At 64.7% G+C, this 23,855-nt stretch carries 21 protein-coding genes; 9 read left to right on the plus strand and 12 right to left on the minus strand.

Annotated features, from left to right (window positions below; genetic code table 11):
* Positions 1–25: 25 nt before the first annotated feature.
* From denD to ACQR1L_RS08650, 5 genes are all read right to left on the minus strand, one after another.
* Positions 26–1,009, minus strand: a complete 984-nt coding sequence (gene denD / locus ACQR1L_RS08630) for a D-erythronate dehydrogenase (RefSeq protein WP_434857526.1) — start codon at positions 1,007–1,009, stop codon at positions 26–28.
* A gap of 186 nt (positions 1,010–1,195) precedes the next feature.
* On the minus strand, positions 1,196–2,128 hold the full coding sequence (locus tag ACQR1L_RS08635) for a carbohydrate ABC transporter permease (RefSeq protein ID WP_434857527.1): 933 nt from the start codon (positions 2,126–2,128) through the stop codon (positions 1,196–1,198).
* The gene (locus tag ACQR1L_RS08640; protein ID WP_434857528.1) at positions 2,125–3,078 is read right to left on the minus strand and encodes a carbohydrate ABC transporter permease; all 954 of its coding nucleotides are present in this window, start codon (positions 3,076–3,078) and stop codon (positions 2,125–2,127) included. The genes ACQR1L_RS08635 and ACQR1L_RS08640 overlap by 4 nt, the downstream gene beginning before the upstream one ends.
* A 214-nt stretch (positions 3,079–3,292) precedes the next feature.
* The gene (locus tag ACQR1L_RS08645) at positions 3,293–4,615 is read right to left on the minus strand and encodes an ABC transporter substrate-binding protein (RefSeq protein WP_434857529.1); all 1,323 of its coding nucleotides are present in this window, start codon (positions 4,613–4,615) and stop codon (positions 3,293–3,295) included.
* Between the two features lie 93 nt (positions 4,616–4,708).
* Positions 4,709–5,770, minus strand: coding sequence for an ABC transporter ATP-binding protein (locus tag ACQR1L_RS08650; RefSeq protein ID WP_035645530.1), 1,062 nt, complete (start codon positions 5,768–5,770; stop codon positions 4,709–4,711).
* 249 nt (positions 5,771–6,019) lie between these two features.
* On the opposite strand from ACQR1L_RS08650, the gene ACQR1L_RS08655 reads away from it, so the two are divergent.
* The 7 genes from ACQR1L_RS08655 (at position 6,020) to ACQR1L_RS08685 (ending at position 12,652) form a co-directional block, all read left to right on the plus strand.
* Complete coding sequence (locus ACQR1L_RS08655; protein WP_434857530.1) at positions 6,020–7,099, plus strand: LacI family DNA-binding transcriptional regulator; 1,080 nt, start codon at positions 6,020–6,022, stop codon at positions 7,097–7,099.
* A 156-nt stretch (positions 7,100–7,255) separates the two neighbouring features.
* Positions 7,256–9,079: an IlvD/Edd family dehydratase gene (locus ACQR1L_RS08660; protein WP_434857531.1), complete on the plus strand. Its 1,824-nt coding sequence runs from the start codon at positions 7,256–7,258 to the stop codon at positions 9,077–9,079.
* A 135-nt stretch (positions 9,080–9,214) separates the two neighbouring features.
* Positions 9,215–9,949 (plus strand): SDR family oxidoreductase, encoded by a 735-nt coding sequence (locus tag ACQR1L_RS08665; protein ID WP_434857532.1) that lies wholly within the window; start codon positions 9,215–9,217, stop codon positions 9,947–9,949.
* 191 nt (positions 9,950–10,140) lie between these two features.
* Positions 10,141–10,887, plus strand: coding sequence for an SDR family NAD(P)-dependent oxidoreductase (locus ACQR1L_RS08670; RefSeq protein ID WP_434857533.1), 747 nt, complete (start codon positions 10,141–10,143; stop codon positions 10,885–10,887).
* Between the two features lie 166 nt (positions 10,888–11,053).
* Positions 11,054–11,446, plus strand: a complete 393-nt coding sequence (locus tag ACQR1L_RS08675; protein ID WP_434857534.1) for a GFA family protein — start codon at positions 11,054–11,056, stop codon at positions 11,444–11,446.
* Positions 11,447–11,501: 55 nt separating this feature from the next.
* Positions 11,502–12,182: a site-2 protease family protein gene (locus ACQR1L_RS08680; protein ID WP_434857535.1), complete on the plus strand. Its 681-nt coding sequence runs from the start codon at positions 11,502–11,504 to the stop codon at positions 12,180–12,182.
* Between the two features lie 62 nt (positions 12,183–12,244).
* Positions 12,245–12,652, plus strand: coding sequence for a hypothetical protein (locus tag ACQR1L_RS08685; protein WP_434857806.1), 408 nt, complete (start codon positions 12,245–12,247; stop codon positions 12,650–12,652).
* A 15-nt stretch (positions 12,653–12,667) separates the two neighbouring features.
* Here the strand turns inward: ACQR1L_RS08685 and ACQR1L_RS08690 are convergent, their stop codons facing one another.
* From ACQR1L_RS08690 to ACQR1L_RS08720, 7 genes are all read right to left on the minus strand, one after another.
* Positions 12,668–13,456 (minus strand): TonB family protein, encoded by a 789-nt coding sequence (locus ACQR1L_RS08690; protein WP_434857536.1) that lies wholly within the window; start codon positions 13,454–13,456, stop codon positions 12,668–12,670.
* Between the two features lie 13 nt (positions 13,457–13,469).
* Positions 13,470–13,940, minus strand: a complete 471-nt coding sequence (gene exbD, locus ACQR1L_RS08695) for a TonB system transport protein ExbD (RefSeq protein WP_434857537.1) — start codon at positions 13,938–13,940, stop codon at positions 13,470–13,472.
* A 6-nt stretch (positions 13,941–13,946) separates the two neighbouring features.
* Positions 13,947–14,870: a tonB-system energizer ExbB gene (gene exbB, locus ACQR1L_RS08700; RefSeq protein ID WP_434857538.1), complete on the minus strand. Its 924-nt coding sequence runs from the start codon at positions 14,868–14,870 to the stop codon at positions 13,947–13,949.
* 11 nt (positions 14,871–14,881) lie between these two features.
* A complete protein-coding gene (locus ACQR1L_RS08705; RefSeq protein WP_434857539.1) occupies positions 14,882–15,571 on the minus strand; it encodes a Fe2+-dependent dioxygenase in 690 nt (229 codons plus the stop codon).
* Positions 15,572–15,573: 2 nt separating this feature from the next.
* Positions 15,574–17,991, minus strand: a complete 2,418-nt coding sequence (locus ACQR1L_RS08710; protein ID WP_434857540.1) for a TonB-dependent receptor — start codon at positions 17,989–17,991, stop codon at positions 15,574–15,576.
* A gap of 238 nt (positions 17,992–18,229) precedes the next feature.
* A complete protein-coding gene (locus ACQR1L_RS08715) occupies positions 18,230–18,490 on the minus strand; it encodes a hypothetical protein (protein WP_434857541.1) in 261 nt (86 codons plus the stop codon).
* Between the two features lie 388 nt (positions 18,491–18,878).
* Positions 18,879–19,340, minus strand: coding sequence for a MarR family winged helix-turn-helix transcriptional regulator (locus tag ACQR1L_RS08720; protein ID WP_434857542.1), 462 nt, complete (start codon positions 19,338–19,340; stop codon positions 18,879–18,881).
* A 168-nt stretch (positions 19,341–19,508) separates the two neighbouring features.
* On the opposite strand from ACQR1L_RS08720, the gene ACQR1L_RS08725 reads away from it, so the two are divergent.
* Positions 19,509–20,678 carry an efflux RND transporter periplasmic adaptor subunit gene (locus ACQR1L_RS08725; RefSeq protein WP_434857543.1) on the plus strand — a complete coding sequence of 390 codons (1,170 nt, stop codon included), beginning with the start codon at positions 19,509–19,511 and terminating at the stop codon, positions 20,676–20,678.
* Entirely contained in the window at positions 20,675–23,821 is a 3,147-nt protein-coding gene (locus ACQR1L_RS08730) for an efflux RND transporter permease subunit (RefSeq protein ID WP_434857544.1), read from the plus strand. Before ACQR1L_RS08725 ends, ACQR1L_RS08730 begins: the two co-directional genes overlap by 4 nt.
* Positions 23,822–23,855 lie beyond the last annotated feature (34 nt).

The raw sequence follows: 23,855 nt of genomic DNA on the forward strand, positions 1-23,855 counted from the left end.
GCGAGTCCAGAGGCTGGTGGCGGTCTCAGGCCACGAACTTGCCGCCCAGCTCATCCTCGATGTGGATGCGGATGATGTCGTCGAAGGTCTTTTCCTCGGTGGTAAAGCCGAGCTCGCGGGCGCGCTTGGCCTCGAACGTCCGCGGCCAGCCGGCGACGATGCCGACGATGAAGGGGTCGGGCTCCCGCTTGATGCGGTTGGCGACGTTGTCGCCGGCGACGCGGCGGAGCGCGGCGATCTGCTCGCCGACGGTGGCCGTCAGGCCGGGCATGGTCAGGTTCCGGCGCGGGCCGATCTTGGCGGTATCCATGGTCGCGGCATGCAGCAGGAAGCCGACCGCCGAGCGCGGCGTGGCGTGCCAATGCTGGACGTCCTCGGACACCGGCAGCACGGCCTCCTTGCCGGCCAGCGGCTCGCGCAGGATGTTGGAGAAGAAGCCGGACGCCGCCTTGTTGGGCGCACCGGGGCGGATGCAGATGGTCGGCAGGCGGATGCCGACACCGTCGAAGAAGCCGCGGCGGCTGTAGTCGGCCAGCAAGAGCTCGCCGATCGCCTTCTGGGTGCCGTAGCTAAGCAGCGGCGCATTGACGAACTCGTCGCCGATGGCCGCGGGGAACGGCGCGCCGAACACCGCGATCGACGAGGTGAAGACGAGCCGCGGCTTGTAACCGTCGCCGATCAACCGGACAGCGTCGAACAGCATCCGCGTGCCGTCGAGGTTGATGCGGTAGCCCTTGTCGAAATCGAGCTCGGCCTCGCCGGAGACGATCGCGGCGAGATGGAAGATGACGTCGGGACGCGGAGCAACCAGCTTCTCGGCAAAGCCGGGGACGGCGAAGTCGCCGGCGATGGTCTCGACCGCGATGGAGGTGTCCGGCTTCGCCGGCGCAACGATGTCCTGCAGGGTCAGGCGGGTGATGGCGGTGGCACCGAGACGGCCGTCGCGGACCAGCCGCTCCACCAGCTTACGCCCGACCATGCCGGCGGCGCCGAGAACGAGAATATGCAAGGGGATGCTCCTTCGAATGCAGAAATAGGCGCGGTCTTTCGACCGTCATTGCGAGCGAAGCGAAGCAATCCAGAGTCGCGCGTGAGACTCTGGATTGCTTCGTCGCTTCGCTCCTCGCAATGACGTGTGTTTAGGATCCGCGCAAGCGGGAAGCGACGCGTTGTTCCGGCTCGCGGTCAAACCCGCCTACTCCTTCACCGCGCCGGTCATGGCCGACACATAATGCTCGACGAAGAAGGCGTAAAGGATCACGAGGGGCAGCGAGCCGACCAGGGCGCCGGCCATCAGCGATCCCCATTTGTAGATGTCGCCGTCGACGAACTCGTTGACGATAGCGACCGGTACGGTCTTGTTCGGGGTCGATTGCAGGAAGGTCAGCGCGTAGATGAACTCGTTCCAGCATAGCGTAAACGAGAAGATGAAGGCCGAGATCAGCCCGGGCACGGCCAAGGGCACGACGATCTTGACCAGGATCTGCCAGCGGCTGGCGCCGTCGATCAGGGCGCATTCCTCGAGCTCGAAGGGGATCGTCTTGAAGTAACCCATCAGGAGCCAGGTCGAGAACGGGATGAGCAAGGTCGGATAGACCAGGATCAGGGACAACGGCGAATCGAACAGGCCGTAGGCCTGGATCACCGAGGCCAGCGGGATGAACAGGATCGACGGCGGAACAAGGTATGCAAAGAAGATCAGCACGCCGACGGTGTCCGCGCCCTTGAAGCGCAGCCGCACGATCGCATAGGCCGCGAGCACGGAGGCGAAGATCGACAGCGTGGTGGCGCCGACCGCGACATACATCGTGTTCCACAGCCAGCGCGGATACTGCGTCTCGAACAGCAGCTTCGAGATGTGCTTGAAGGTCGGATGGACCACCCAGAACGGGTTGTACTTCTCCATGTCGATCAGCTGCTCGTCGGGTTTGATCGACGTCAGGCCCATCCAGTAGAATGGGAACAACAGCACCAGCAGGATGATGCCGAGCGGAAGATACAGCGTGATCAGCCGGCGCGGCAGCGACTCCAGGTAGCTCATGCCCTCGCTGTCGTCGCCGGCGGCGAGCGCCGCGGCGGTCTTGGTGGCGTTGGATTGCGCCTTGGGCGGCAGCGTGGTGTCGGTCATTGGTCGGATCCTTGCTGCCATTTGCGCCGTTGCATGCCGAACCAGGAGATCGCGATCGCCGCCATCAGGAACGGGATCATGGCGGTGGCGATCGCCGCGCCCTCACCCAAGCGTCCCGAGATGATGCCGCGCTGGTAGCTCAACGTCGCCATCAGATGCGTGGCGTTGACGGGGCCGCCACGGGTCAGCGCCCAGATCAGCTGGAAGTCGGTGAAGGTGAACAGCACCGAGAAGGTCATGACGACTGCGATGATCGGGGTCAGCAGCGGATAGGTGATGAAGCGGAAACGCTGCCAACTGGTGGCGCCGTCGAGCGTGGCCGCCTCGTAGAGCGAGGGCGACACGGTCTGCAGGCCGGCCAGCAAGGTGATGGCGACGAACGGCACGCCGCGCCAGATGTTGGCGATGATGACGGAGGCGCGCGCCCAGGCGGTGTCGCCGAGGAAGTTGATGTTCTGGGTGATGACGCCGAGCTTGATCAGCGACCAGGAGATGATCGAGAACTGCGCGTCATAGATCCACCAGAACGCGATCGCCGACAGCACCGTCGGCACGATGAAGGGGATCAGCACGATGGCGCGGATCATCGCCTTGAACGGCATGTGCCGGTTCAGCAGCAGCGCGAGATAGAGACCGATCGCGAATTTGATGGCGCTTGCCACGATCGTGTAGAGCAGCGTGTTGAACACCGACAGCCAGAAGATCGAATCGTCCCACAGCCATTCGTAGTTCTCGATGCCGACGAACACGCCGCTGCGGCCGATCTTCTCGTCGGTGAAGCTCATCCAGACGCCGAGCCCCAGCGGATAGGCCAGGAACAGGATCAGGAACGCCGCCGCGGGCAGCATGAACCACAGCGCGATGACGTTGCGGTTGGTCTTCAACCGTGTCCAGGCTGATGGCTCGCCGATGGCGGCGCCCGAGGGCATCGAGGTCTGAATGGTACTCATCTGATCGAGCAGCTCCCTTCGCGACGAAAGATGGACAAGGCACAGCCCGCCCACCACGTTCGGGACCGATAGTTCAAGGCACCGTCATTGCGAGGAGCGAAGCGACGAAGCAATCCAGAGTCGAGCGTTCCGCTCTGGATTGCTTCGCTTCGCTCGCAATGACGGCTGGCATGGCGCTACGCGCCGTTGCCCATCCTACAAGATCAACCCCGCCTCAGCGGAAGATGCGCTTGGCGGAGCGCTCGGCGCTCGCCATGGCGGTCTTCACGTCTTCGCGGCCGGTGCAGTAGTTCGCGAACATGTCGACCAGGACGAAGTCGGCGATCGCGGCCGCGGCCGCCTCGCCGAGCTTGCCGAGCCCGGCCGGCGTGGTCGCGGTCGCGGCAACGTCGCGATACGGCGTGTTCTTCGGATCGGCCGTCCAGATCGGATTGGCGTCGTAGCCTTTGAGGAAGTGCGACAGATAGCCCTGCGCCGCCTCGATCCACGGGTTGAACTGCTCCGGCTCCAGCATGAAGGCGGTGAACGCCTTGCAGGTCTGCGGGTACTTGGAGAAGTTGAACACCAGGATCGGGAAGCCGAGATGCATCTCGCGGGTCTTGCCGTCCAGGCCGGGCGGCAGATGCGCGTGGTTCATGTCCTCGGCGATCTGCGGCGCTTCCTTCTTGGCGGTGACGTAGATCGAGATGCCGTTGACGGTGGTGTAGAGCTGGCCGGCCAGGAACGCCTTGTTGTTCGACGAGTCGTTCCACGACGCGGTGCCCGGGACGAAATTGTCGTACAGGCCCTTGACGTATTCGAGCGCCTTGGCGGTCTCCGGCGAGTTGATGACGACCTTGTTGTCCTTGTCGATCAGGTTGCCGCCATGCGCCCACAACGCCCAGTGCACCCAGCCATTGGCGTCGCCGGAGGCGTGGCCGAGCGCCATGCCGCCCGGCGTGCCGTTCTTGTTCATGGCCTTGAAGAACTCGGACATGCCGGCCAGGTCCTTCGGGAACTCCTTGAAGCCGGCCTTCTCGGCCGCCGAGACGCGGTAGTTGATCAGGCCGCCGGTGGCCGCCACGGGAATGCCGATCCACTTGCCGTCGAGCATGCCGTAGGCCTTGCCCGAGTCGGTCCAGCCGCCGCACTTCTTGCCGAGGTAGTCGGCGACGTCGGTCATATCGACGCATTTGTTGGAGAACAGGAAGGGCAGCGTGTAGAGGCCCCAGACCATGTCGAGCCCCTGCCCGGTGTTGGCCGCGACCGAGGCCTTGGGCTGGACGTCGTCATAGGATTCGTTGGAAATGTTGATCGTGACGTTGTTGGCCTTCTGGAAGGCGTCGACGATCTTCATGAAGGCCACGTCCTCGGCCTCGACGAAGCGCTTCCAGCGCATCATGTTGACCTTGGCGCCGGGCTCCGGCTTCCAGGGCGAGGTCTGCGCCCAGGCCTTGGCATAGCCGAGCAGCTCGTCGGCCGACATCGTCGCCGCAGCGGCCATCAAGGTCGCGCCACCCTTGAGCAGAGACCGTCGATCCGTGAGGAATTTCGTCATCTGAAGTTCTCTCCCATTGAATATTGCTTGTTTTGTTTGTTGCCGATTTTTCGGTCGTTTTAGTTCCAAGTCGTCCAGCGCCGCACGGCCGGATCAAAGTCTCCGGCCGGTATCCTTGTCGAACAGATGCGCCGCCGACGCGCGCGGACGCAGATGGATCTTTTCGCCGGGATTGACCTCGTGGCGATCGCGGAACACCGCGATGATGTCCTGGGTACCGATGCGGGCGACGATCTGGGTCTCGGAGCCGGTCGGCTCGACCACGATCACCTCGGCCTCGATGCCGTCATCGGCGAGTTCGAGATGCTCCGGCCGCACGCCGTACACCACGGGGCGGCCGTCAGACGCGGCCGGCGCCGTCAGCAGCGGCAGCTTGGCCCCATTATCGGTCTCGACATAGACCGAGCCGTTGGACTTCAGGTGGCCGTTGAGGAAGTTCATCGCGGGCGAGCCGATGAAGCCGGCGACGAACTGATTGTCCGGCTTGTCGTAGAGATCGAGCGGCGAGCCCATCTGCTCGACAATGCCGTCATGCATCACGACGATCTTGTCGGCCATGGTCATGGCCTCGATCTGGTCGTGAGTGACGTAGACCGTGGTGGTCTTGAGCCGCTGGTGCAGCTCCTTGATCTCGGTGCGCATCGCGACACGCAGCTTGGCGTCGAGGTTCGACAGCGGCTCGTCGAACAGGAACACCTGGGGATCGCGCACGATGGCGCGGCCCATGGCGACGCGCTGGCGCTGGCCGCCGGAGAGCTGGCGCGGGTAGCGGTCGAGCAGCGGCGTCAGCGCCAGGATCTCGGCCGCGCGCGCCACGCCCTTCTTGATGTCCTCGGGCCGCGCGCCGCGCAGCTTCAGCGAGAAGCCCATGTTGTCGGCGACGGTCATGTGCGGATAGAGCGCGTAGTTCTGGAACACCATTGCGATGTCGCGCTCTTTCGGCTGCACATTGTTGACGACGCGCTCGCCGATCGAAATGGTTCCGGAGGTGATGTTCTCGAGACCTGCGAGCATGCGCAGCAGCGTCGACTTGCCGCAGCCGGACGGACCGACCAGCACGACGAACTCGCCATCCTCGATCGGGATGGTCACGCCGTGCAGCACCTCGAATCCGCCGAAAGATTTGCGCACGTCGCGAATTTGCACCGACGACATCAACTTCCTCCTCAAAGACCGGCTGCATTGGCTGCAGACCGGCGGCATTCTCACCCATTGTGCGCGGCCGTTTGATCGGGCCGCTTGTCGTTATGTAGTCTTCTGATCGTTCAGGCGGCGCTGAAGTGGCGCCAGCTCAGCACGCATTGTCGGCAGTTTGGTTCTCTTTCGCAATGCTTCGCTTAGCAACCGCGTGATAGCGCTGTCAATATCGCTTGTGTACCAGACCGCCTATGCTATGAGCGACGGATGGGACGGAAACGTATCACGCCGGGCAAGGTGCGGCTGACCGAGGTTGCGGCCTTGGCCGGTGTCAGCCCGATCACGGTGTCACGCTTCTTCCGCAATCCCGACACGGTCTCGGCCGGCCGCCGGCTGCGCATCGAAAGCGCCGCCAAGGATCTCGGCTACGTGCCCAACCTCGCCGCGCGCGCGCTCGCATCGCAGCGCACCGAAGTGATCGGCGTGCTGATACCGTCCCTCACCAACAACGTGTTCTCCGACGTGCTGCGCGGCATCTATGATGCTTTCGAAGGCAGCCGCTACAGCATCCAACTTGCGAATACACGCTACAGCGTGCTGCAGGAGGAACGGCTGCTGCGGCTGTTCCTGATGCAGAAGCCGGCCGGGATGATCGTCACCGGCGTCGACCAGACGGCGGAAGCGCGCGCGATCGTGCAGGCGGCGGAATGTCCTGTCGTGCAGATCATGGAGCTCGGCGCCGATCCGATCGACATGATGATCGGCTTTTCGCATGTCGACGCCTGTTATGCAGCGATTTCCCATCTTCTCGCGCAGGGCTGCCGGCGGATCGGCTTCCTCGGCGCGCGCATGGACCCCAGGGTGCAGCGGCGCCTGCAGGGCTATCAGAACGCGACGAAGGCCGCCGGCCTGTTCGACCCGCGACTGATCGTCACGACTGCGGTGCCGACCTCGACGACCATGGGCGGCAACCTGTTCTCGGATCTGATGCTGAAGGCGCCGGACATCGATGCCGTGTTCTGCGCCAATGACGACCTCGCGCTCGGCGTGCTGTTCGAATGTCAGCGCCGCCACATCGCCGTGCCCGAGCAGATCGCCATCGTCGGCTTCAACGACATGGAGTTCATGGCGTCGGCGGTTCCGACGCTGACCAGCGTCCGCACCAATCGCTACGAGATGGGCCTGCGCGCGGCGACGATGATCATGGACGAGGTCGAAGGGCGCCCCGTGACGGAGCGCGTCATCGATCTCGGCTTCGAGGTGATGGAGCGGCAGAGTTCGACCCTGCAGCACGCAACCGCCAAGGCAGCGATGCAGGCTGACCGCGCCTCAGGAACAAAATGGTAGCGCAACCAAAATTGCTGATCTAGAACCACGCTGACGACGATGACTTGAACGAAAGACGTAGGCGACATCAACACCGGCCCATCGCCATCAGGCGCCTTGTTTCGCGCACGTCCTGACCAGACCGGCTCGCCACGTTTGCACTGCGGGAGGAATGAAATGACAAAATCCAACGGACATGCCGGTAACGGCGCTGACAAGAGCCGCAAGCTGCGCTCGCAGGCGTGGTTCAACGATCCGCACAATCCGGGCATGACGGCGCTGTATCTCGAGCGCTATCTCAACTACGGCCTGACCCGCGCCGAGTTGCAATCGGGCAAGCCGATCATCGGCATCGCCCAGACCGGCAACGACCTGTCGCCGTGCAACCGCCACCATCTCGAGCTTGCGCACCGCGTGCGAGAGGGCATCCGCGCTGCCGGCGGCATCGCGATGGAGTTTCCGACCCATCCGATCCAGGAAACCGGCAAGCGCCCGACCGCGGCATTGGACCGTAACCTCGCCTATCTCGGCCTCGTGGAAATCCTGTTCGGCTACCCGCTCGACGGCGTCGTGCTGACCACCGGCTGCGACAAGACCACGCCCGCCTGCCTGATGGCGGCGGCGACGGTGAACATTCCCGCGATCGTGCTGTCGGGCGGGCCGATGCTGAACGGCTGGCACGAGGGCCAGCGCACCGGCTCCGGCACCGTGGTGTGGAAATCACGCGAGCGGCTCGCCGCCGGCGAGATCGACTACGAGGAGTTCATGCAGATCGTCGCGTCGTCGGCGCCGTCGGTCGGGCATTGCAACACCATGGGGACGGCCTCGACGATGAACGCGCTGGCGGAAGCGCTCGGCATGTCCCTGCCCGGCTGCGCCGCGATCCCCGCGCCCTATCGCGAGCGCGGCCAGATCGCCTACGAGACCGGCAAGCGCATCGTCGACATGGTGTGGGAAGATCTGAAGCCGTCAGACATTCTCACCCGCAAGGCGTTCGAGAACTGCATCGTCGCCAACTCCGCGATCGGCGGCTCGACCAACGCGCCGATCCACATCAACGCGCTGGCGCGCCATGTCGGCGTCGAGCTCAATATCGATGACTGGCAGACCGTCGGCCACGACGTGCCGCTGCTGGTCAACATGCAGCCGGCCGGCTTCTATCTCGGCGAGGAATTCCACCGCGCCGGCGGCGTGCCGGCTGTCATCGGCGAGTTGATGCGCCACAAGCGCATCCACGAGGACGCCATCACCGTCAACGGCCGCAGCATGGGCGACAATTGCCGCTCGGCGCCGAAGCCGGACAATGACGTGATCTGGTCCTACGACAAGCCGCTGGTGAAGGACGCCGGCTTCCTGGTGCTGCGCGGCAATTTGTTCGATTCAGCGATCATGAAGACCAGCGTCATCTCCAAGGAATTCCGCGACCGCTATCTGAGCAATCCGAAGGACCCCAACGCCTTCGAGGGCCGAGCCATCGTATTCGAGGGACCGGAGGATTATCACGACCGCATCGACGACGAGTCCCTCGCGATCGACGAGCACTGCGTGCTGTTCATCCGCGGTGCCGGCCCGATCGGCTATCCCGGCGGTGCCGAGGTGGTGAACATGCAGCCGCCGGCGGCGCTGATCAAACGCGGCATCCTGTCCCTGCCCTGCATCGGCGACGGCCGGCAGTCCGGCACCTCGGGCTCGCCGTCGATCCTCAACGCCTCGCCGGAGGCGGCCGCCGACGGTGGCCTTGCGATCCTGAAGACCGGCGACAAGGTCCGCATCGACCTCAACAAGGGCTCGGCCAACATCCTGATCTCGGATGAAGAGGTCAAAAAGCGCCATGCCGAGCTCAAGGCCAAGGGCGGCTTCCCGCATCCGGCCAACCAGACGCCGTGGCAGGAGCTCTATCGCAACACCGTCGGCCAGCAGGCCACCGGCGCCTGCATGGAGCTCGCCACGCGGTACCAGAACATCGCTGGCACCTTCGGCGTGGCCAGGCATAATCACTAGACACAAGGCACAAAGCCAGCCACCGTCATTGCGAGGAGCGAAGCGACGAAGCAATCCAGAGCCGCACGCGCAGCCCTGGATCGCTTCGCTGCGCTCGCGATGACGACAAAGCAAACTGTACTACAGGGAGACCCCATGTCCGACCGCCTCAAGGGCAAGCGCGCCTTTGTCACCGCCGCCTCAGCCGGCATCGGCCGCGCCTGCGCCATCGCTTTCGCGCGGCAAGGCGCCACCGTGTTCGCCACCGACATCGACGAGAAGGGTCTCGCGTCGCTGAAGGCCGAGGGCATCGCCGAAGTGGCCACGCTCGACGTGCGCAACACGGCGGCCGTGAACGCGATGGCCGAGCGGGTCGGCAAGGTCGAGATCCTGCTCAATGCCGCGGGCTTCGTGCACAACGGCACCATCCTCGACTGCTCGGACGACGACTTCGATTTCTCCTTCGATCTGAACGTCAAGTCGATGCACCGCACGATCCGCGCCTTCCTGCCGAAGATGCTGGCCGAGAACGGCGGCGCGATCGTCAACATCGCCTCCGCTGCCGGCGTGTTCAAGGCGGCCCCGAACCGCTACGTCTACGCCGCGACCAAGGCGGCGGTGGCGGCGCTGACGCGCTCGGTCGCCGCGGATTACGTTGCCAGGAAGATCCGCTGCAACTGCATCTGCCCCGGAACGATCGAGACGCCGTCGCTGCTGGGACGCGCGGCGGCCGCGGGTCCGAACGGGCTCGAGATGTTCATCTCGCGCCAGCCGATGGGCCGGCTCGGCACGGCCGAGGAGATCGCACATCTCGCGGTGTATCTCGCCAGCGACGAGAGCGCGTTCACCACAGGCGTCGCGCATACGATCGACGGCGGCTGGACGTTGTGACTCTTACCTCTCCCCGCTTGCGGGGAGAGGTCGGATCGCATCGCAAGATGCGATCCGGGTGAGGGGGTACAGGTCTAACAACGCGCACCGCCCGTGCGTCTGCCCCTCACCCCAGCCCTCTCCCCGTGAAGAACGGGGAGAGGGAGCGCACCGCTCGCACGGAAACAGCCGGGCCAAATCGGGGAAACACCATGAACCACATCGACCTCGCCAATCGCTGCGCCGTCGTGACCGGCGGTGCCCAAGGTTTCGGGCGCGCCATCGCCGAGCGGTTCAAGGCGTCGGGAGCCAAGGTTGCGATCTGGGATCACGACATTGCGCTCGCCGAGAAGACCGCCAAGGAGATCGGGCCGGAGGTGCTGGCGCTGCAGGTCGACGTCACCGACACCATCGCCGTCGAGGGCGCGCGCGACACGACGCTGGCGGCGTTCGGCACTATCGACATCCTGGTCAACAATGCCGGCATCGCCGGCATCAACAAGACGGTGTGGGAGACCGACCTCGAGGAATGGCGCAAGGTGCTGCGCATCAATCTCGACGGTCCCTTCATCTGCGCCAAGGCGATCGTGCCGGTCATGCTGAAGCAGGGCTATGGCCGCATCGTCAACATCGCCTCGATCGCCGGCAAGGAAGGCAATCCGAACGCGGCGCACTACTCCGCCTCGAAGGCGGGCCTGATCGCGCTGACCAAGTCGCTCGGCAAGGAGCTGGCGCAGTACAACATCACGGTGAACGCGGTGACGCCGGCGGCGGCCAAGACCGCGATCTTCGACCAGATGACCGAAGCCCACATCAATTTCATGCTGTCGAAGATCCCGAAAGGCCGCTTCGTGCGGGTGGAGGAACTCGCCGCGCTGGTGTCGTGGCTGGCTTCCGAGGACTGCTCATTCTCGACCGGCGCGGTGTTTGATATCTCCGGCGGCCGTGCGACTTATTAGTTGCGTTTTCGTACGGTGGTCAAAGCAGCCGTTCGAAGGACGGCAGCGTGCCCACCATCGGCTGGCGCCCGTGAGGATGGTGGGCACGGCGCGCGAAAGTCTCGCAAACAACAGGCATCCTGCCCCGCGCCTTTGCCAACCTACAAGATCTCATAAGGAGCCGCGGATGACGATCCACCACGGCGGATGCCTCTGCGGCGCGGTGCGTTTCCAATGCTCGGGCGAGCCGATCAACGTGCGCATCTGTCATTGCCGCAACTGCCAGCGCGCAACCGGCGCGCCGTTCTTCGCGCGCGCGCTGTTTGCGCATGAGGCGCTTACGATCAGCGGCGACACCGCCCGCTACCCCTCCTCCGATGCGCTCGACCGGATGTTCTGCCCGCGCTGCGGCGTCCGGCTGTTCTCCTGGCGCAACACCCGCCCGGTGGTCGGCGTCGCCCTGGCCTGCTTCGACGACCCCAACATTTTCGCGCCAACCGAGCACATCTGGGTTTCGAAGAAACTCGGTTGGATCAAGCTTAACGACGGCCTGCCGCAATTTCCGGAAAATCCCGCGTAGCATCGCGGAACCAGCGTGCCTATGTAAGGGCTCAACGCTTCCGGAACCCGAATCCTTGAACATCTCGCTCTACGGCATCTCCGTCTGGATCCTGCCGATCGTCATCGCCATCACCTTCCACGAGGCCGCACATGCCTTCGCGGCCTTGCGCTTCGGCGATGACACCGCGCTGAAACTCGGCCGCGTCAGCTTCAATCCGATCCGGCACATCGATCCGTTCGGCACCATCCTGCTGCCGGGCATGCTGCTGCTGTCGGGATCGCCGTTCCTGTTCGGCTATGCCAAGCCGGTCCCGGTTGATTTTCGCAACCTCAAGCCGCTGCGAGCGGGCCTGGTGATGGTCGCGCTTGCGGGGCCGGCCACCAACATCGCCCTCGCCTTGGCAGCCGCACTGGCCTTCCACCTGATGCCGTTCGTCCCTCCTGGCAGCGGACAGTGGGTTGCCCACAATCTGTACAATGCCTTTTCGTTCAACATCCTGCTCGCCGTCTTCAACATGCTCCCGATACCGCCGCTCGACGGCGGCCGGGTCGCGGTCGGCCTGCTGCCGTCGGCGCTGGCGCGGCCGTTTTCCCGGCTCGAGCCCTATGGCATGCTAATCCTGATCGGATTCCTGATCCTGCTGCCGCTGGCGGGTTCCCAGTTCGGTCTCAATCTTAATTTTGTGTCAGGGCTGCTCAGCGCCACGACCGATTCTCTGAAGCAGCTGCTTCTGTTATTGACGGGTAATGCCTAAATTCACCCGCTGGGGATGGTAAACAACGAGCTCCGAGGGCACTCTTGGTCAAAGCCGCTGACATGATGATCGCACGCCGCGCCGATACGCGCGCCCGTGCCGATTTCGCGACCTGGAAGATGATCGCCAAGCTGAACGGCGCCTCCGGCCTGCCCCCGGCGGCCCAAGAGTTTCTGGCCAGCTACAAGACCCGCCTCAACGAGATGTCCGAAGACGAGGCGACCGAGGCCACCATCCGCGAGATGTACAAGGCCTATTACGCCGAGATGGGCGGCGGCGGCGCTCCGCCGGAGGTCAAGCCGGTCAAGGCCGAACCTGTCACCGACAACGTCACGGCCTTCCGCAAGCTGCCGCCGAAGCCGAAGGCGGCGCAGACCGGCGGCCAGACGGCCCAGCGGAAGATGCCCGCGGCGCTGATCTTCGTCGCGCTGTGCGTGGTCTATGTCGGAATCAGGCTGTACTGGCCTTAGGCGCTTCGCATCCGCTCATTTGGGCGGATTGAACTTGACCGGCAGCGTGAACGCAAACTCGTCGTCGGTCAGTCCTGCCGGCGGTCGCGGCACCGGATCGGAGCGGCGCACCATGGCGATGGCGGCCTGGTCGAACTCGGCATCGCCGGACGATTCCTTCACATCGACCGAGATCACGCGGCCGAGCCGGTTGAGCATGATCGCCAGCTTGACCTGGGCAGCCACCTTTCTGCCCTGCGGATACTTCTTGTGCAGCTCGAAATAGGCGCTGATCTTGCGACCCCAATTGGCGGTGAGCTTTTCCTGATCCTTGCCGATGCCGACGTTGGGCGCCTTGGTCTTCTCGGCCTCGGGCGCCTTCTCGTCGAGCGCCTTGCGGGCGCTGTCTTCCGAGGCTTCCTGCGCCTCCGACGCATTGGTCTGGACGGTCGCGACCTTCTGCTCCTCGGTCGGCTTCTTCACATCGGAGGTCGTGACCTCGCGATCCGCCTCCTCCGTCGTGGTCGGCACGTCCTTCGGCAGGTCGGTCTGCTCGACCTCCGCCTTCTGCTCCTGCATCTGCGGCGCTGCGGCCTGGGCGACGGAATCCTGCCCAACCGGCACCTCGTCATTGTCGACCTTAGGCGAGGCCATATCGATGTCGATGACCTCGGCGCCGGCGGCGCCGAGACCACCCAGCTCCTCGTCGTCCTTGAAGCTCGTCAGCGCCAGCGCCGCGCCGCCGACATGCAGCACGACCGCCGCCACCGTGGCGAGCAGCCACAGACGGTTCGAGCTGGCATATCCGGTGTCGAGATCGCTCATGCTGGCTCGCGCCTCAGGGCTGGGCGGGTTGCGGCGCGGCCGGCTGACCGGCGGCAGCGGCAGGCGGCGCTTCGAGCGCCACCAGCTTGATCTTGGTGTAGCCGCCGGCGCGCAGCAGCTCCAGCACGCCCATCAGTTCGCCGTACGGCACCAGCTTGTCGGCGCGCAGGAAGATGGCGCGGTCCTTTGGCACGTCAGGCATCGCATCGAGCTCGCGGATGAGATCGACGCGCTTGACCAGGTTCTCCCCGATCGCGAGCGCGAGGTCCGGCTTGATCGAGACGTAGGTCGGCTTGTCCGGCTTCTTCTGCGGCATGGCGCTCGACGACGGCAGGTCGATCGGCAGATCGACCGTCGACAGCGGCGCGGCCACCATGAAGATGATCAGAAGCACCAGGATGACGTCGATGAACGGCGTCACGTTGATGTCGTGGGTCTCATCGAAATCGTCGTCGAGATCGCCTTCGGACAGCGAGACGGCCATCGCCCGTTACTCCGCCGCGCGTGCGTGGACGCTGACATGGCTGCGATCGAGATCGCGCGACAGCAGCCGCCCGGTGGCGCCCGACGCGCGGTTGACGAGCTCCAGATAGCCCTTCGTGACGCGCGAGAAATGATTGTAGATGATGACGGCGGGGATGGCAGCGGCGAGGCCGATCGCGGTCGCCAGCAGCGCCTCGGCGATGCCCGGCGCGACCACCGCCAGATTGGTGGTCTGCGACTTCGAGATGCCGATGAAGCTGTTCATGATGCCCCAGACGGTGCCGAACAGTCCGACGAAGGGCGAGATGGCGCCGACGGTGGCGAGCAGGCCCATGCCGGTCCGCACCCGCCGCGCCTCGGCGCGTACGATCTCGCTGAAGCTCGAGGCCGCCCGCTCCTTGATGCCCTCGTCGCTGGCGAGCCCGGCCGACAGCCGGGCTTCAGCAATCGCTGCCTGCAGCAGCACGGACCCGACATTCTTGCCCTTCCCCAGCGCGAGCTGCGCCTCGGCCAGCGACTTGGCCGCGGTGAGCTTGCGCAGCGCCCCGGACAGGCCGCGGCGCAGGACCGAGAATTCGATGCTCTTGGCGATCAGGATCGTCCAGCTTGCAACCGACGCGAGCGCAAGCGCAATCATCACAGCTTTGACGACAATGTCCGCCTTGAGGAACATGCCGAGCGGCGACAGCTCGTCCAGGCCGGTGGCAACCGCCTTTCCGCCCTTCGCGCCGGCTTCCGCACTCGGCGCGGCAGCGGAGGCGCCAGTCACGGCACCAGTGGCGTCAGCTTTGGCCGGGGGCTGAACGGACACGTCGGTCGAGACGGCCGGCGCCGGATTGGCCGGCTGTTGCTGCGCATGTGCAGGACAGCCTGCAGCCACCGACAGACATGACAGGACGATTGCACACCTAACAAGGAACGATGTCATCATATCTCGGCCCACTAAACCTCGGCCCATTGCCGGATCAGATTGTGATAGATGCCGGTCAGCTTGACCGCATCGGGATCGTCCCTCCCGAGGCGTTCCGTCAAACTCTGAATCGCAGTGTCCAGATCGAAGATCATGCTCCGGACATGAGCATCCCGTATCATGCTCTGCATCCAGAAAAAAGAGGCGACCCGGGCGCCCCGCGTGACCGGCGTGACCATGTGAAGGCTGGAGGACGGGTACAGCACCGCGTGCCCCGCTGGCAACTTGACTTCGTGCGAGCCATAGGTGTCCTCGATCACAAGCTCGCCACCGTCATAGGTCTCGGGCTCGGCCAGGAACAAGGTCATCGACAGGTCGGTGCGGATGCGAAGCCCTGTCAACGGATCACCGCGCACGGCATTGTCGACATGGATGCCGAAATGGTCGCCGCGCGAAGCCGTGTAGCGGTTGAACAGAGGCGGAAAGATCTGCAGCGGGATCGCCGCGGAGAGGAAGCGCGGGTTCTTCGTCAGCGCGGTGATGATGCGCTGGCCCAGAACACGCGCCGCCTCGCCGTCGGGGGGCAACTGCTCGTTGCGCTTGACCATGGCCGATTGCGCCCCGGCCGTCGAGCGGCCGTCCTCCCACTCCGCCGCATCCATGATGCGGCGGAAGTCGGCGACCTCGTCTTTCGACAGTACGTCCGGGATGCAGATCAGCATGATCAGAACTTCGCAGTGGTGACGATGTAGAAGGCGCGGCCCGGTGCGACGGAGACGAATGGCACCGCGCTCCGATACAGCGTGTCGTAGTAGAGCTTGTTGGTCAGGTTCTGGGCGTACAGCTTCATCGTCCAGTTCTTGTCGATCTTCTTCTCGACGAACGCATCGAAGCGCCAGTACGCCGGCAGCTCGTTGCCGGTATTGGCCGCGAAGGTGCCGCCATAGACCTTGGAGCGGTAGACCGCCTGGCCGCCGATCTCCCAGCCATTGTCGAACTTGTACTTCGACAGCATGCTGAACGACTGGTGCGCGATGTTGGCGAGCTGCAGGCCGATGTTCGAATTGATACCGCTCTGCGTGACCTTGGACTGCATCAGCACCAGGCCGCCGAAGATGCTCCAGCGATCCGTCAGCTTGCCTTCCGCCTCGATGTCGATGCCCTGGATGCGGTAGGCCGCGCCCGAGGTGAGCACGTTGTTGACCGTCTCGCGGGCGTTGTCCTTGGTGGTCTGGAACAGCGCAGCCGAGACCAGCAGGTGGCGATCGACGAGCTCCCATTTGGTGCCGAGCTCGGCGGCCTTGTTGCGCTCCGGCCCGAGCAGCACCGCGGTGTTCGCGGGCACGCCGCCGTAGTCGGTGCCGGTGGCGTCGAGCTCGGAGCCGAACGGATTGGCCGAGGTCGCATAGGCCGCATAGATGCTGCCGATCGGCATCGGCTTGTAGACCAGGCCGACATTGTAGTTGACGAGGTCGGCGTTCATCTTGAGGTATTTCGGCGAGTTGGTCGACGAGCTCATGTTGTAGCCGTCGTAACGCACGCCGCCGTTCAGGATGATGATGTCCCGCCAGTTGGCGGTGTCCATCACATAGGCACTGTTGGTGTTGACACCGTAGCGCGTCGGATTGCCCGTCAGCGACGGCAGCGTCGTGTACTGCCTGTAGGTATACTGCGGCGAATAGAGATTGACGCCGGTCTGCGCGCTGGTGCTGGTCGAGCCGGCACCGAACAGCTCCGCCGCCAGGCCGGTGTAACGGTCGATCGAGATGTTCTCGTTGGAGAACTCCGTGCCGACCACCGCGGTGTGCTTCACGCCCCAGGTATCGAGCTTGAAGGTGGCGTCGTTCTGGTTGGCCCAGACGTCGACGGTCTGGTAGCGGCTCTGCGTGCTGGCCGTGGTGGTCCAGAGCAGCGGGTTCGCGTTGGTCGTGATCGGGTTCTGCGGCAGCGTACCGATGTAGTTCAGCTCGGAATGCTCGCCACGGAACTTACTGGTCAGCGTGATCGCCTCATTGACCTTGTACTCGGCCGTCGCCGTGCCGAAATCCTGCCGCGCCGCCTGGAAGTCGCGGTTGAGGAAGCCGTACCAGGTCTCGCGGGGAATGCCCGCCGAGGTCACCGGCACGTTGCCCTGCTTGTAGTAGGGCACGCCGAAATCCGGATAGCCGGAGAGATCGGTGTGGACATAGTTGGTGGTGATCTTGAGATCGTCGATCGGCGTCCACTTGGTCGACAGGAACGCGCCCCAGCGGTCGTCGGTGACGAAGTTGCGCCCGGCGACGTTGGAGTCCTGGAACACGCCGCCGGTGCGCACCGCGAACGTCGGCGAGATCACCTGGTTGACGTCGAGCGTCACCCGCTTCTGCTGGTCGGTGCCGAACTCGGTGTCCATCCGCTTGAAGTTGGTGTCGCCGGCCTGCTTGGTGACGATGTTGATGGCGCCGCCGGCGGTGCCGCGGCCCGCATAGGACGAGGCCGGGCCGCGCAGGATCTCGATCTGCTCGGTGAAGAAATTCTCGCGGATCGAGACCGCGGGATCGCGGATGCCGTCGATGAAGACGTCATTGCGGGCATCGAAGCCGCGGATGAAGAAGCGGTCGCCGAACGCGTTGCCGCCCTCGCCCGAGCCCAGAGTGACGCCGGCCGTGGAGCGGCCGATCTCCTTGAGCGCAGTGACGTGCTTGTCCTGGAGCACCTCCTTGCTCATCACCGTGATCGTCTTCGGCGTGTTGAGCAGCGGCTCGGGAAACTTGCCCGACGCCTGGACGCGGTTGACCTTGTAGGGCTCGGCGGCGTCCGCATAAGGGTTCGCATCGGGAGCCGCCAGCCCGCCGGCGTTCGGGAAGGCCACCGCGCCCTGCTGGGCACCCTGCGTCCGGGCCGCGCGGCGCAGGGCATTGCGCGCGCGGACCTGCTCGGAGGTCGGCTTGGACGCGGTCGGCTTGGCGCGCGCGATCGGCGCATCGACGTTGACCGGCGGCAAATCAGAGGCCGGCTGCGCCTCGGCCGACGACATCGTTGCCACGGCCATCAGGCCGGCGACGGCCGAAACCTTGGTGACGAGAGGCCCCTCTCCTCGTCCGTCAAAAAACTTCATCGCTGCGCCTGCCCGCAGCGAACGCGGTGCTCTCACCTGTCCCATTTGAATTTCACGCGCCCCAGATTTTTCATTGCACATCGCTTCCGCGGATCATTCGCAGTGCGACGATGTGTCGTTGGTATCGGGCGTGTTTCAGGGGGTCAATTTGAGGAGCCCTAATTTGGCCTTGAATAGTTCCAGATCAAAACAATTCTAAAAAGGATCAACTAACAAGCTCGGAACTTGAAATCGTTCTAAACAGCGCGATTTGACTCGCGCTGTTGTCGAATCGCACCGCGCCTCAATTCGGCGCATCGGCGGGCTGATCGCTGCTCGGCGGCTTCATCAGCGAGAACAGTTCGTCGACGGTCTGCACCGCGACCGCCCGCACGCGATCGGAATTGTCGAGCCCGGCAATCCGCACGCCGTTGACGACGGCCCTGATCTCATCGCGGAAGTCCGTCAGGAAGCGCAGCGGGTCGCGCTGCTCATTGGCCACGCGCGCGATCAGGCCGGTGACCAGGATCTGGCACGCGAGCATCTTTCCGTTCAACTCTTCCATCATCAGCTCCACATCGTTGTCGTCGTGTCTCGACGGCGCCGCATCGCGCGTCGCATGGACGACGACGCCGCTCCGTGAGGTTTGGTCCTGCCGGACGCCGTGCGCGACGATGCCGTCGCCGGGCTCGCCCGCTTCTAATCAGCTCCCATCGGGCGCGACAAGACGGCGACATTAGGTCGGATCAGGGCCTTTCGCGCGAGCACCGCCGGGAGCCGCCGCGGACCCGGGCACGTCACGCGCACGCCGCCCGCGTTGCGCGACGGCGTCACCGGCGCAAGGCCGTCGGGACAGACAGCTCGCAACTTTCCGAAAATTTTCGCACCAAAGGTGTCGAATTTAAAACACTCAACTCAAGATCGGAGAGCGGCCTCCGCCGTGGGTCGCGGCCCTATTTGGCGGTCACGCCCGCCTTGGTCTCGGACAAGGCCTTGATGCGCTCCTTCAGCGCGCGCAGCGTCTCGAGGCTGGCGGTCACGGCCGCGTCGGAGATGTCGTGCAGCACGTCGCCGGCGATCGCACTGCGCAACCCGTCGAGATCATCGACGAGCTTGCGACCGGCCTGAGTCAGACGCAGGCGATTCGCCCGGCGATCCCTGAGGTCATGGCGGCGCTCGAGCAGTCCCTGCTCGACCAGCCTGTCCAGCAGGCGCACAAGCGAAATCGGCTGCAGTTCCAGCACATCTGCGAGATCGACCTGTGACATCCCCTCCTGCGCGCGAAGTCGAAACAGCACCACCCATTGCGCGCGCGTCGTGCCGCACTGCTTGGCACGATGATCAATATAGTTGCGGAGAATGCGCGAGCTTTCGACAAGCTGCGCGACCAGCTGACGTCTGTCGTCCAGCGACATGGCCGTGACCTCCCATGAAGTCGTCGTGCGCACGGCAAAGCTTGCGAATTGTTTAGGTTCGATGAAGCCGTCGTGTGTTTACACATTAAGTGCGTGCATACTATATCTGGCCCGCTGGGAATGCCTTTAAAGACCGGTTATCCTGTCCGTCTCAGCATGTGGGCCAGCATGAAGACATCACGAACCATCACTTGGATCTTGCTGGTCGCGGCTCTCGGCGGCGCCGGCTATTACGGCTGGCAGCGTTATCAGGATGCTGATGCCGCGAAGAAGACCGCTGCGCAGAAATCGGCCCGCCCGCCCGCTGTTCGGGTCTCGGCCGTGTCGGTTGAGAAAGCGGATTTCCCGGTGTTTCTGACCGGTCTCGGTACCGTGCAAGGCTTCAATACCGTCCAGGTCCGCACCCGCGTCGATGGCCAGATCGACAAGATCGCGTTCACCGAAGGCCAGCTCGTGAAGGAAGGCGATCTCCTGGTGGAGATCGATCCGCGGCCGTTCCAGGCCGCGCTCGACCAGGCCAAGGCCAAGCGGGCGCAGGACGAGGCCAATCTCAACAACGCCAATCTCGATCTGCAGCGCACCACCAAGCTCGGCGACTTTGCGACGCGGCAGCAGCAGGACACCCAGCGCTCCACCGTCGCGCAACTGACCGCGCAGATCGCCGCCGACGACGCCGCGATCGCCAACGCGCAGACCCAGCTCAGCTACACCCAGGTCAAGGCCCCGATCTCGGGGGTCGCCGGACTCCGCCAGGTCGACGTCGGCAACATCGTCAACGCCTCGAGCCAGACCGGCATCGTCTCGATCGCGCAGATCGAGCCGATCGCGGTGATCTTCACCGCGCCGGAGGAGCAGCTGCCCTACATCAACGAGGCGCAGAAGACGGCCGCGCTGAAGGTGATCGCGTTCACGACCGACGGCAAGAAGCAGCTCGCCGAGGGCAAGCTGACGGTGGTGAACAACCAGGTCGACACGACAAGCGGAACAATCCGGCTGAAGGCGGTGTTCGACAACAAGGAGCACGCGCTGTGGCCGGGACAGTCCGTCTCGACACGACTCCTCGTCCGGACCCTGAAGGACGCCACGGTGGTTCCCGACGATGCCGTCCAGCACTCCACCAGCGGGCTCTATGCGTACACGGTGAGCCCCGACAACAAGGCCGAGCTGCGCAAGGTGAAGGTCGGCGCCTCGATTGATGGCCGCACGGTCATCGAGGAAGGTCTGACCCCCGGGCAGCAGGTGATCACGGGCGGTCAGTTCAAGGTACAGCCAGGCTCGGTCGTGACCACCGCGGTGGCCAGTTCGGAGCCGGCGCCAGCGAAGGTCCGGCAGGAATGAACGGCGGCGGCATCTCGGCACCCTTCATCAAATACCCCATCGGCACCTCGCTGCTGATGGCGGGCATCCTCTTCATCGGTCTGGTGGCGTATCCGCTGCTGCCGGTGGCGCCGCTGCCGCAGGTCGACTTCCCGACCATCCAGGTGACGGCCAACCTGCCCGGCGGCAGTCCTGAGACGATGGCGACCTCGGTCGCCCAGCCGCTGGAGCGGCAATTCGCCCAGATCCCCGGCATCGCCCAGATGACCTCGACCAGCTACCTGGGCACCGCGGCGATCACCATCCAGTTCGATCTCAACCGCAACATCGACGGCGCCGCCAACGACGTCCAGGGCGCGATCAACGCCGCCTCCGGCCAATTGCCGAAGAACCTGCCGTCGCCGCCGACCTACCGCAAGGTCAACCCGGCGGATTCCCCGATCCTGCTGCTGTCGGCCACCTCCGAGACCTTGCCGCTGACCACCGTCAGCGACGCCGTTGACGCCGGCCTCGCCCAGCAGATCAGCCAGATCTCCGGCGTGGCCCAGGTCATCATCGGCGGCCAGCAGAAGCCCTCCATCCGCATCCAGATCGATCCGGCCAAGCTCGTCGCCAAGGGCCTGTCGATGGAGGACGTGCGCAGCCAGATCGCCATCACCACCGTCGACGCCCCCAAGGGCAACATCGACGGCGAGCGCCGCGCCTACACCATCTACGCCAACGACCAGCTGACCGATTCCAAGGACTGGAACGACGTCATCATCGCCTACCGCAATGGCGGGCCGCTGCGGATCCGCGACATCGGGCGGGCGGTGTCGGCGGCCGAGGACGCCAAGCAGGCGGCCTGGGCCAATGGCCAGCGCGGCGTATTCCTTGTGATCTTCAAGCAGCCGGGCGCCAACGTCATCGAGACCGTCGACCGCATCAAGGGGCTGCTGCCGCGGCTCGTCGCGGCGATCCCGCCGGCGATCAAGATCGACGTCATCTCCGACCGCACCACCACCATCCGCGCCGCCGTCGAGGACGTGCAGTTCACGCTGATCCTCACGATCTTCCTGGTCGTGATGGTGATCTTCATCTTCCTGCGCAGCTTCTGGGCCACGGTGATTCCGACCATCACGGTGCCGCTGGCGCTGCTCGGGGCCTGCGCCATGATGTGGGGCGTCGGCTACACGCTCGACAATCTGTCGCTGATGGCGCTGACCATCGCCGTCGGTTTCGTGGTCGACGACGCCATCGTCATGCTCGAGAACATCTCGCGCTATGTCGAGGAAGGCGAGACGCCGATGGCGGCCGCCTACAAGGGCGCCAAGGAGATCGGCTTCACCATCGTCTCGATCTCGATCTCGCTGGTCGCGGTGCTGATCCCGCTCTTGCTGATGGGCGGCATCATCGGCCGCCTGTTCCGCGAATTCGCGGTCGTGCTGGCGATGACCATCTTCGTGTCGATGTTCGTGTCGCTGACCCTGACGCCGATGATGGCCTCGCGCTTCCTGCGCAACGAGCACGCCGCCCAGCACGGCAAGTTCTACCAGTGGAGCGAGGCCGCCTTCGACGCGATGCTGCGCGCCTATGAAAAGGGCCTCGACCTCGCGCTGCGCTGGCGCTTCGCCACCCTGATGGTGTTCTTCGCCACGCTCGGCCTGTCGGTCTATCTCTTCATCCTGATCCCCAAGGGCTTCTTTCCGCAGCAGGACGTCGGCCTGATCACGGCGACCTCGGAAGCCTCGCAGGACATCTCGTTCAAGGCGATGCAGTCGCGCCAGGAAGCGCTGGCCAAGATCGTGCTCGCCGATCATGACGTCGCCAGCGTCGCGATGAACATCGGCGGCTCCGGCCGCGCCGGCAACAACGGCAACATGTTCATCACGCTGAAGCCGCGCGAGGAGCGCGACGCGACCGCGCAGCAGATCATCGCCCGCCTCCGGCCGCAGCTCGAAAAGGTCGAGGGCGCCCGGCTCTACATGCAGGCGGCGCAAGACATCCGGCTCGGCGGCCGGCCCTCGCGCACCCAGTTCGAGTTCACCTTGCAGGACCCGAATCTCGCGGAGCTCAACGAATGGGCGCCGAAGATCCTGGAGAAGATGCGCTCGCTGCCCGAGCTGCGCGACGTCGCCACCGACCAGCAGGCCGACGGCACCACGGTGCAGCTCACGATCAACCGCGACACCGCCTCGCGCTACGGCATCTCGCCGCAACTGATCGACGACACGCTGTACGACGCCTTCGGCCAGCGCCAGGTCGCCCAGTACTTCACCCAGCTCAACTCCTACCGCGTCATCCTGGAGATCCTGCCCGAGCTGCAGGGCAATCTCGATACGCTGAACAAGCTCTACGTGAAGTCGCCGACCACCGGCGACCAGGTGCCGCTGTCGACCTTCGCCAACTGGACCACCGCGCCGGTCAAGCCGCTGTCGATCAGTCACCAGGGCCAGTTCCCGTCGATCACGATCAGCTTCAACCTCGCCCAGGGCACGGCCCTCGGCCAGGCCACCGACGCGGTCCAGCGCGCGATGGTCGAGATGGGCGCGCCGGCGACGTTGAATTCGAGCTTCCAGGGCACCGCGCAGGCGTTCCAGCAGTCGCTGTCGACCGTGCCGCTCCTGATCCTCGCCGCGCTGGTCGTGGTCTATCTGATCCTCGGCATTCTCTACGAGAGCTACATCCATCCGATCACGATTCTCTCAACCCTGCCTTCGGCCGGCGTCGGCGCGCTCGCGATCCTGATGGCGTTCGGCTACGATTTCAGCCTCATCGCCCTCATCGGCGTGATCCTGCTGATCGGCATCGTGAAGAAGAACGGCATCATGATGGTCGACTTCGCCATTGCCGCCGAGCGCGACCAGCATCTGCCGCCGGAGCAGTCGATCCGCCAGGCCGCCCTGCTGCGTTTCCGCCCGATCATGATGACGACGATGGCGGCGCTGCTCGGCGGCGTGCCCTTGATGCTCGGCAACGGCACCGGCTCGGAAATCCGCCAGCCGCTCGGCTATTCCATGGTCGGCGGCCTGATCGTCAGCCAGATGCTGACCCTGTTCACCACGCCCGTGATCTATCTCTACCTCGACAAGGTCAACAACGCCTTCGCGCGCTGGGGCCGCACCCACATCGACCACGAGACCGAGACGGCGGCGGCGGGCCCGGTCAAGGAAGCGGCGGAGTAATCCGCCGCTCTCGGCCACGCCCGCCCGGGTGGTG

Source organism: Bradyrhizobium sp. HKCCYLR20261 (assembly GCF_051168435.1).
Lineage (GTDB): Bacteria > Pseudomonadota > Alphaproteobacteria > Rhizobiales > Xanthobacteraceae > Bradyrhizobium.

Coding starts and splice junctions, on each gene's coding strand:
- ACQR1L_RS08635 (WP_434857527.1), bottom strand. CDS start 2,128: ATGACCGACACCACGCTGCCGCCCAAGGCGCAATCCAACGCCACCAAG.
- ACQR1L_RS08640 (WP_434857528.1), bottom strand. CDS start 3,078: ATGAGTACCATTCAGACCTCGATGCCCTCGGGCGCCGCCATCGGCGAG.
- ACQR1L_RS08645 (WP_434857529.1), bottom strand. CDS start 4,615: ATGACGAAATTCCTCACGGATCGACGGTCTCTGCTCAAGGGTGGCGCG.
- ACQR1L_RS08650 (WP_035645530.1), bottom strand. CDS start 5,770: ATGTCGTCGGTGCAAATTCGCGACGTGCGCAAATCTTTCGGCGGATTC.
- ACQR1L_RS08655 (WP_434857530.1), top strand. CDS start 6,020: ATGGGACGGAAACGTATCACGCCGGGCAAGGTGCGGCTGACCGAGGTT.
- ACQR1L_RS08660 (WP_434857531.1), top strand. CDS start 7,256: ATGACAAAATCCAACGGACATGCCGGTAACGGCGCTGACAAGAGCCGC.
- ACQR1L_RS08665 (WP_434857532.1), top strand. CDS start 9,215: ATGTCCGACCGCCTCAAGGGCAAGCGCGCCTTTGTCACCGCCGCCTCA.
- ACQR1L_RS08670 (WP_434857533.1), top strand. CDS start 10,141: ATGAACCACATCGACCTCGCCAATCGCTGCGCCGTCGTGACCGGCGGT.
- ACQR1L_RS08675 (WP_434857534.1), top strand. CDS start 11,054: ATGACGATCCACCACGGCGGATGCCTCTGCGGCGCGGTGCGTTTCCAA.
- ACQR1L_RS08685 (WP_434857806.1), top strand. CDS start 12,245: ATGATGATCGCACGCCGCGCCGATACGCGCGCCCGTGCCGATTTCGCG.
- ACQR1L_RS08690 (WP_434857536.1), bottom strand. CDS start 13,456: ATGAGCGATCTCGACACCGGATATGCCAGCTCGAACCGTCTGTGGCTG.
- exbD (WP_434857537.1), bottom strand. CDS start 13,940: ATGGCCGTCTCGCTGTCCGAAGGCGATCTCGACGACGATTTCGATGAG.
- exbB (WP_434857538.1), bottom strand. CDS start 14,870: ATGATGACATCGTTCCTTGTTAGGTGTGCAATCGTCCTGTCATGTCTG.
- ACQR1L_RS08705 (WP_434857539.1), bottom strand. CDS start 15,571: ATGCTGATCTGCATCCCGGACGTACTGTCGAAAGACGAGGTCGCCGAC.
- ACQR1L_RS08710 (WP_434857540.1), bottom strand. CDS start 17,991: ATGGGACAGGTGAGAGCACCGCGTTCGCTGCGGGCAGGCGCAGCGATG.
- ACQR1L_RS08715 (WP_434857541.1), bottom strand. CDS start 18,490: ATGGAAGAGTTGAACGGAAAGATGCTCGCGTGCCAGATCCTGGTCACC.
- ACQR1L_RS08720 (WP_434857542.1), bottom strand. CDS start 19,340: ATGTCGCTGGACGACAGACGTCAGCTGGTCGCGCAGCTTGTCGAAAGC.
- ACQR1L_RS08725 (WP_434857543.1), top strand. CDS start 19,509: ATGAAGACATCACGAACCATCACTTGGATCTTGCTGGTCGCGGCTCTC.
- ACQR1L_RS08730 (WP_434857544.1), top strand. CDS start 20,675: ATGAACGGCGGCGGCATCTCGGCACCCTTCATCAAATACCCCATCGGC.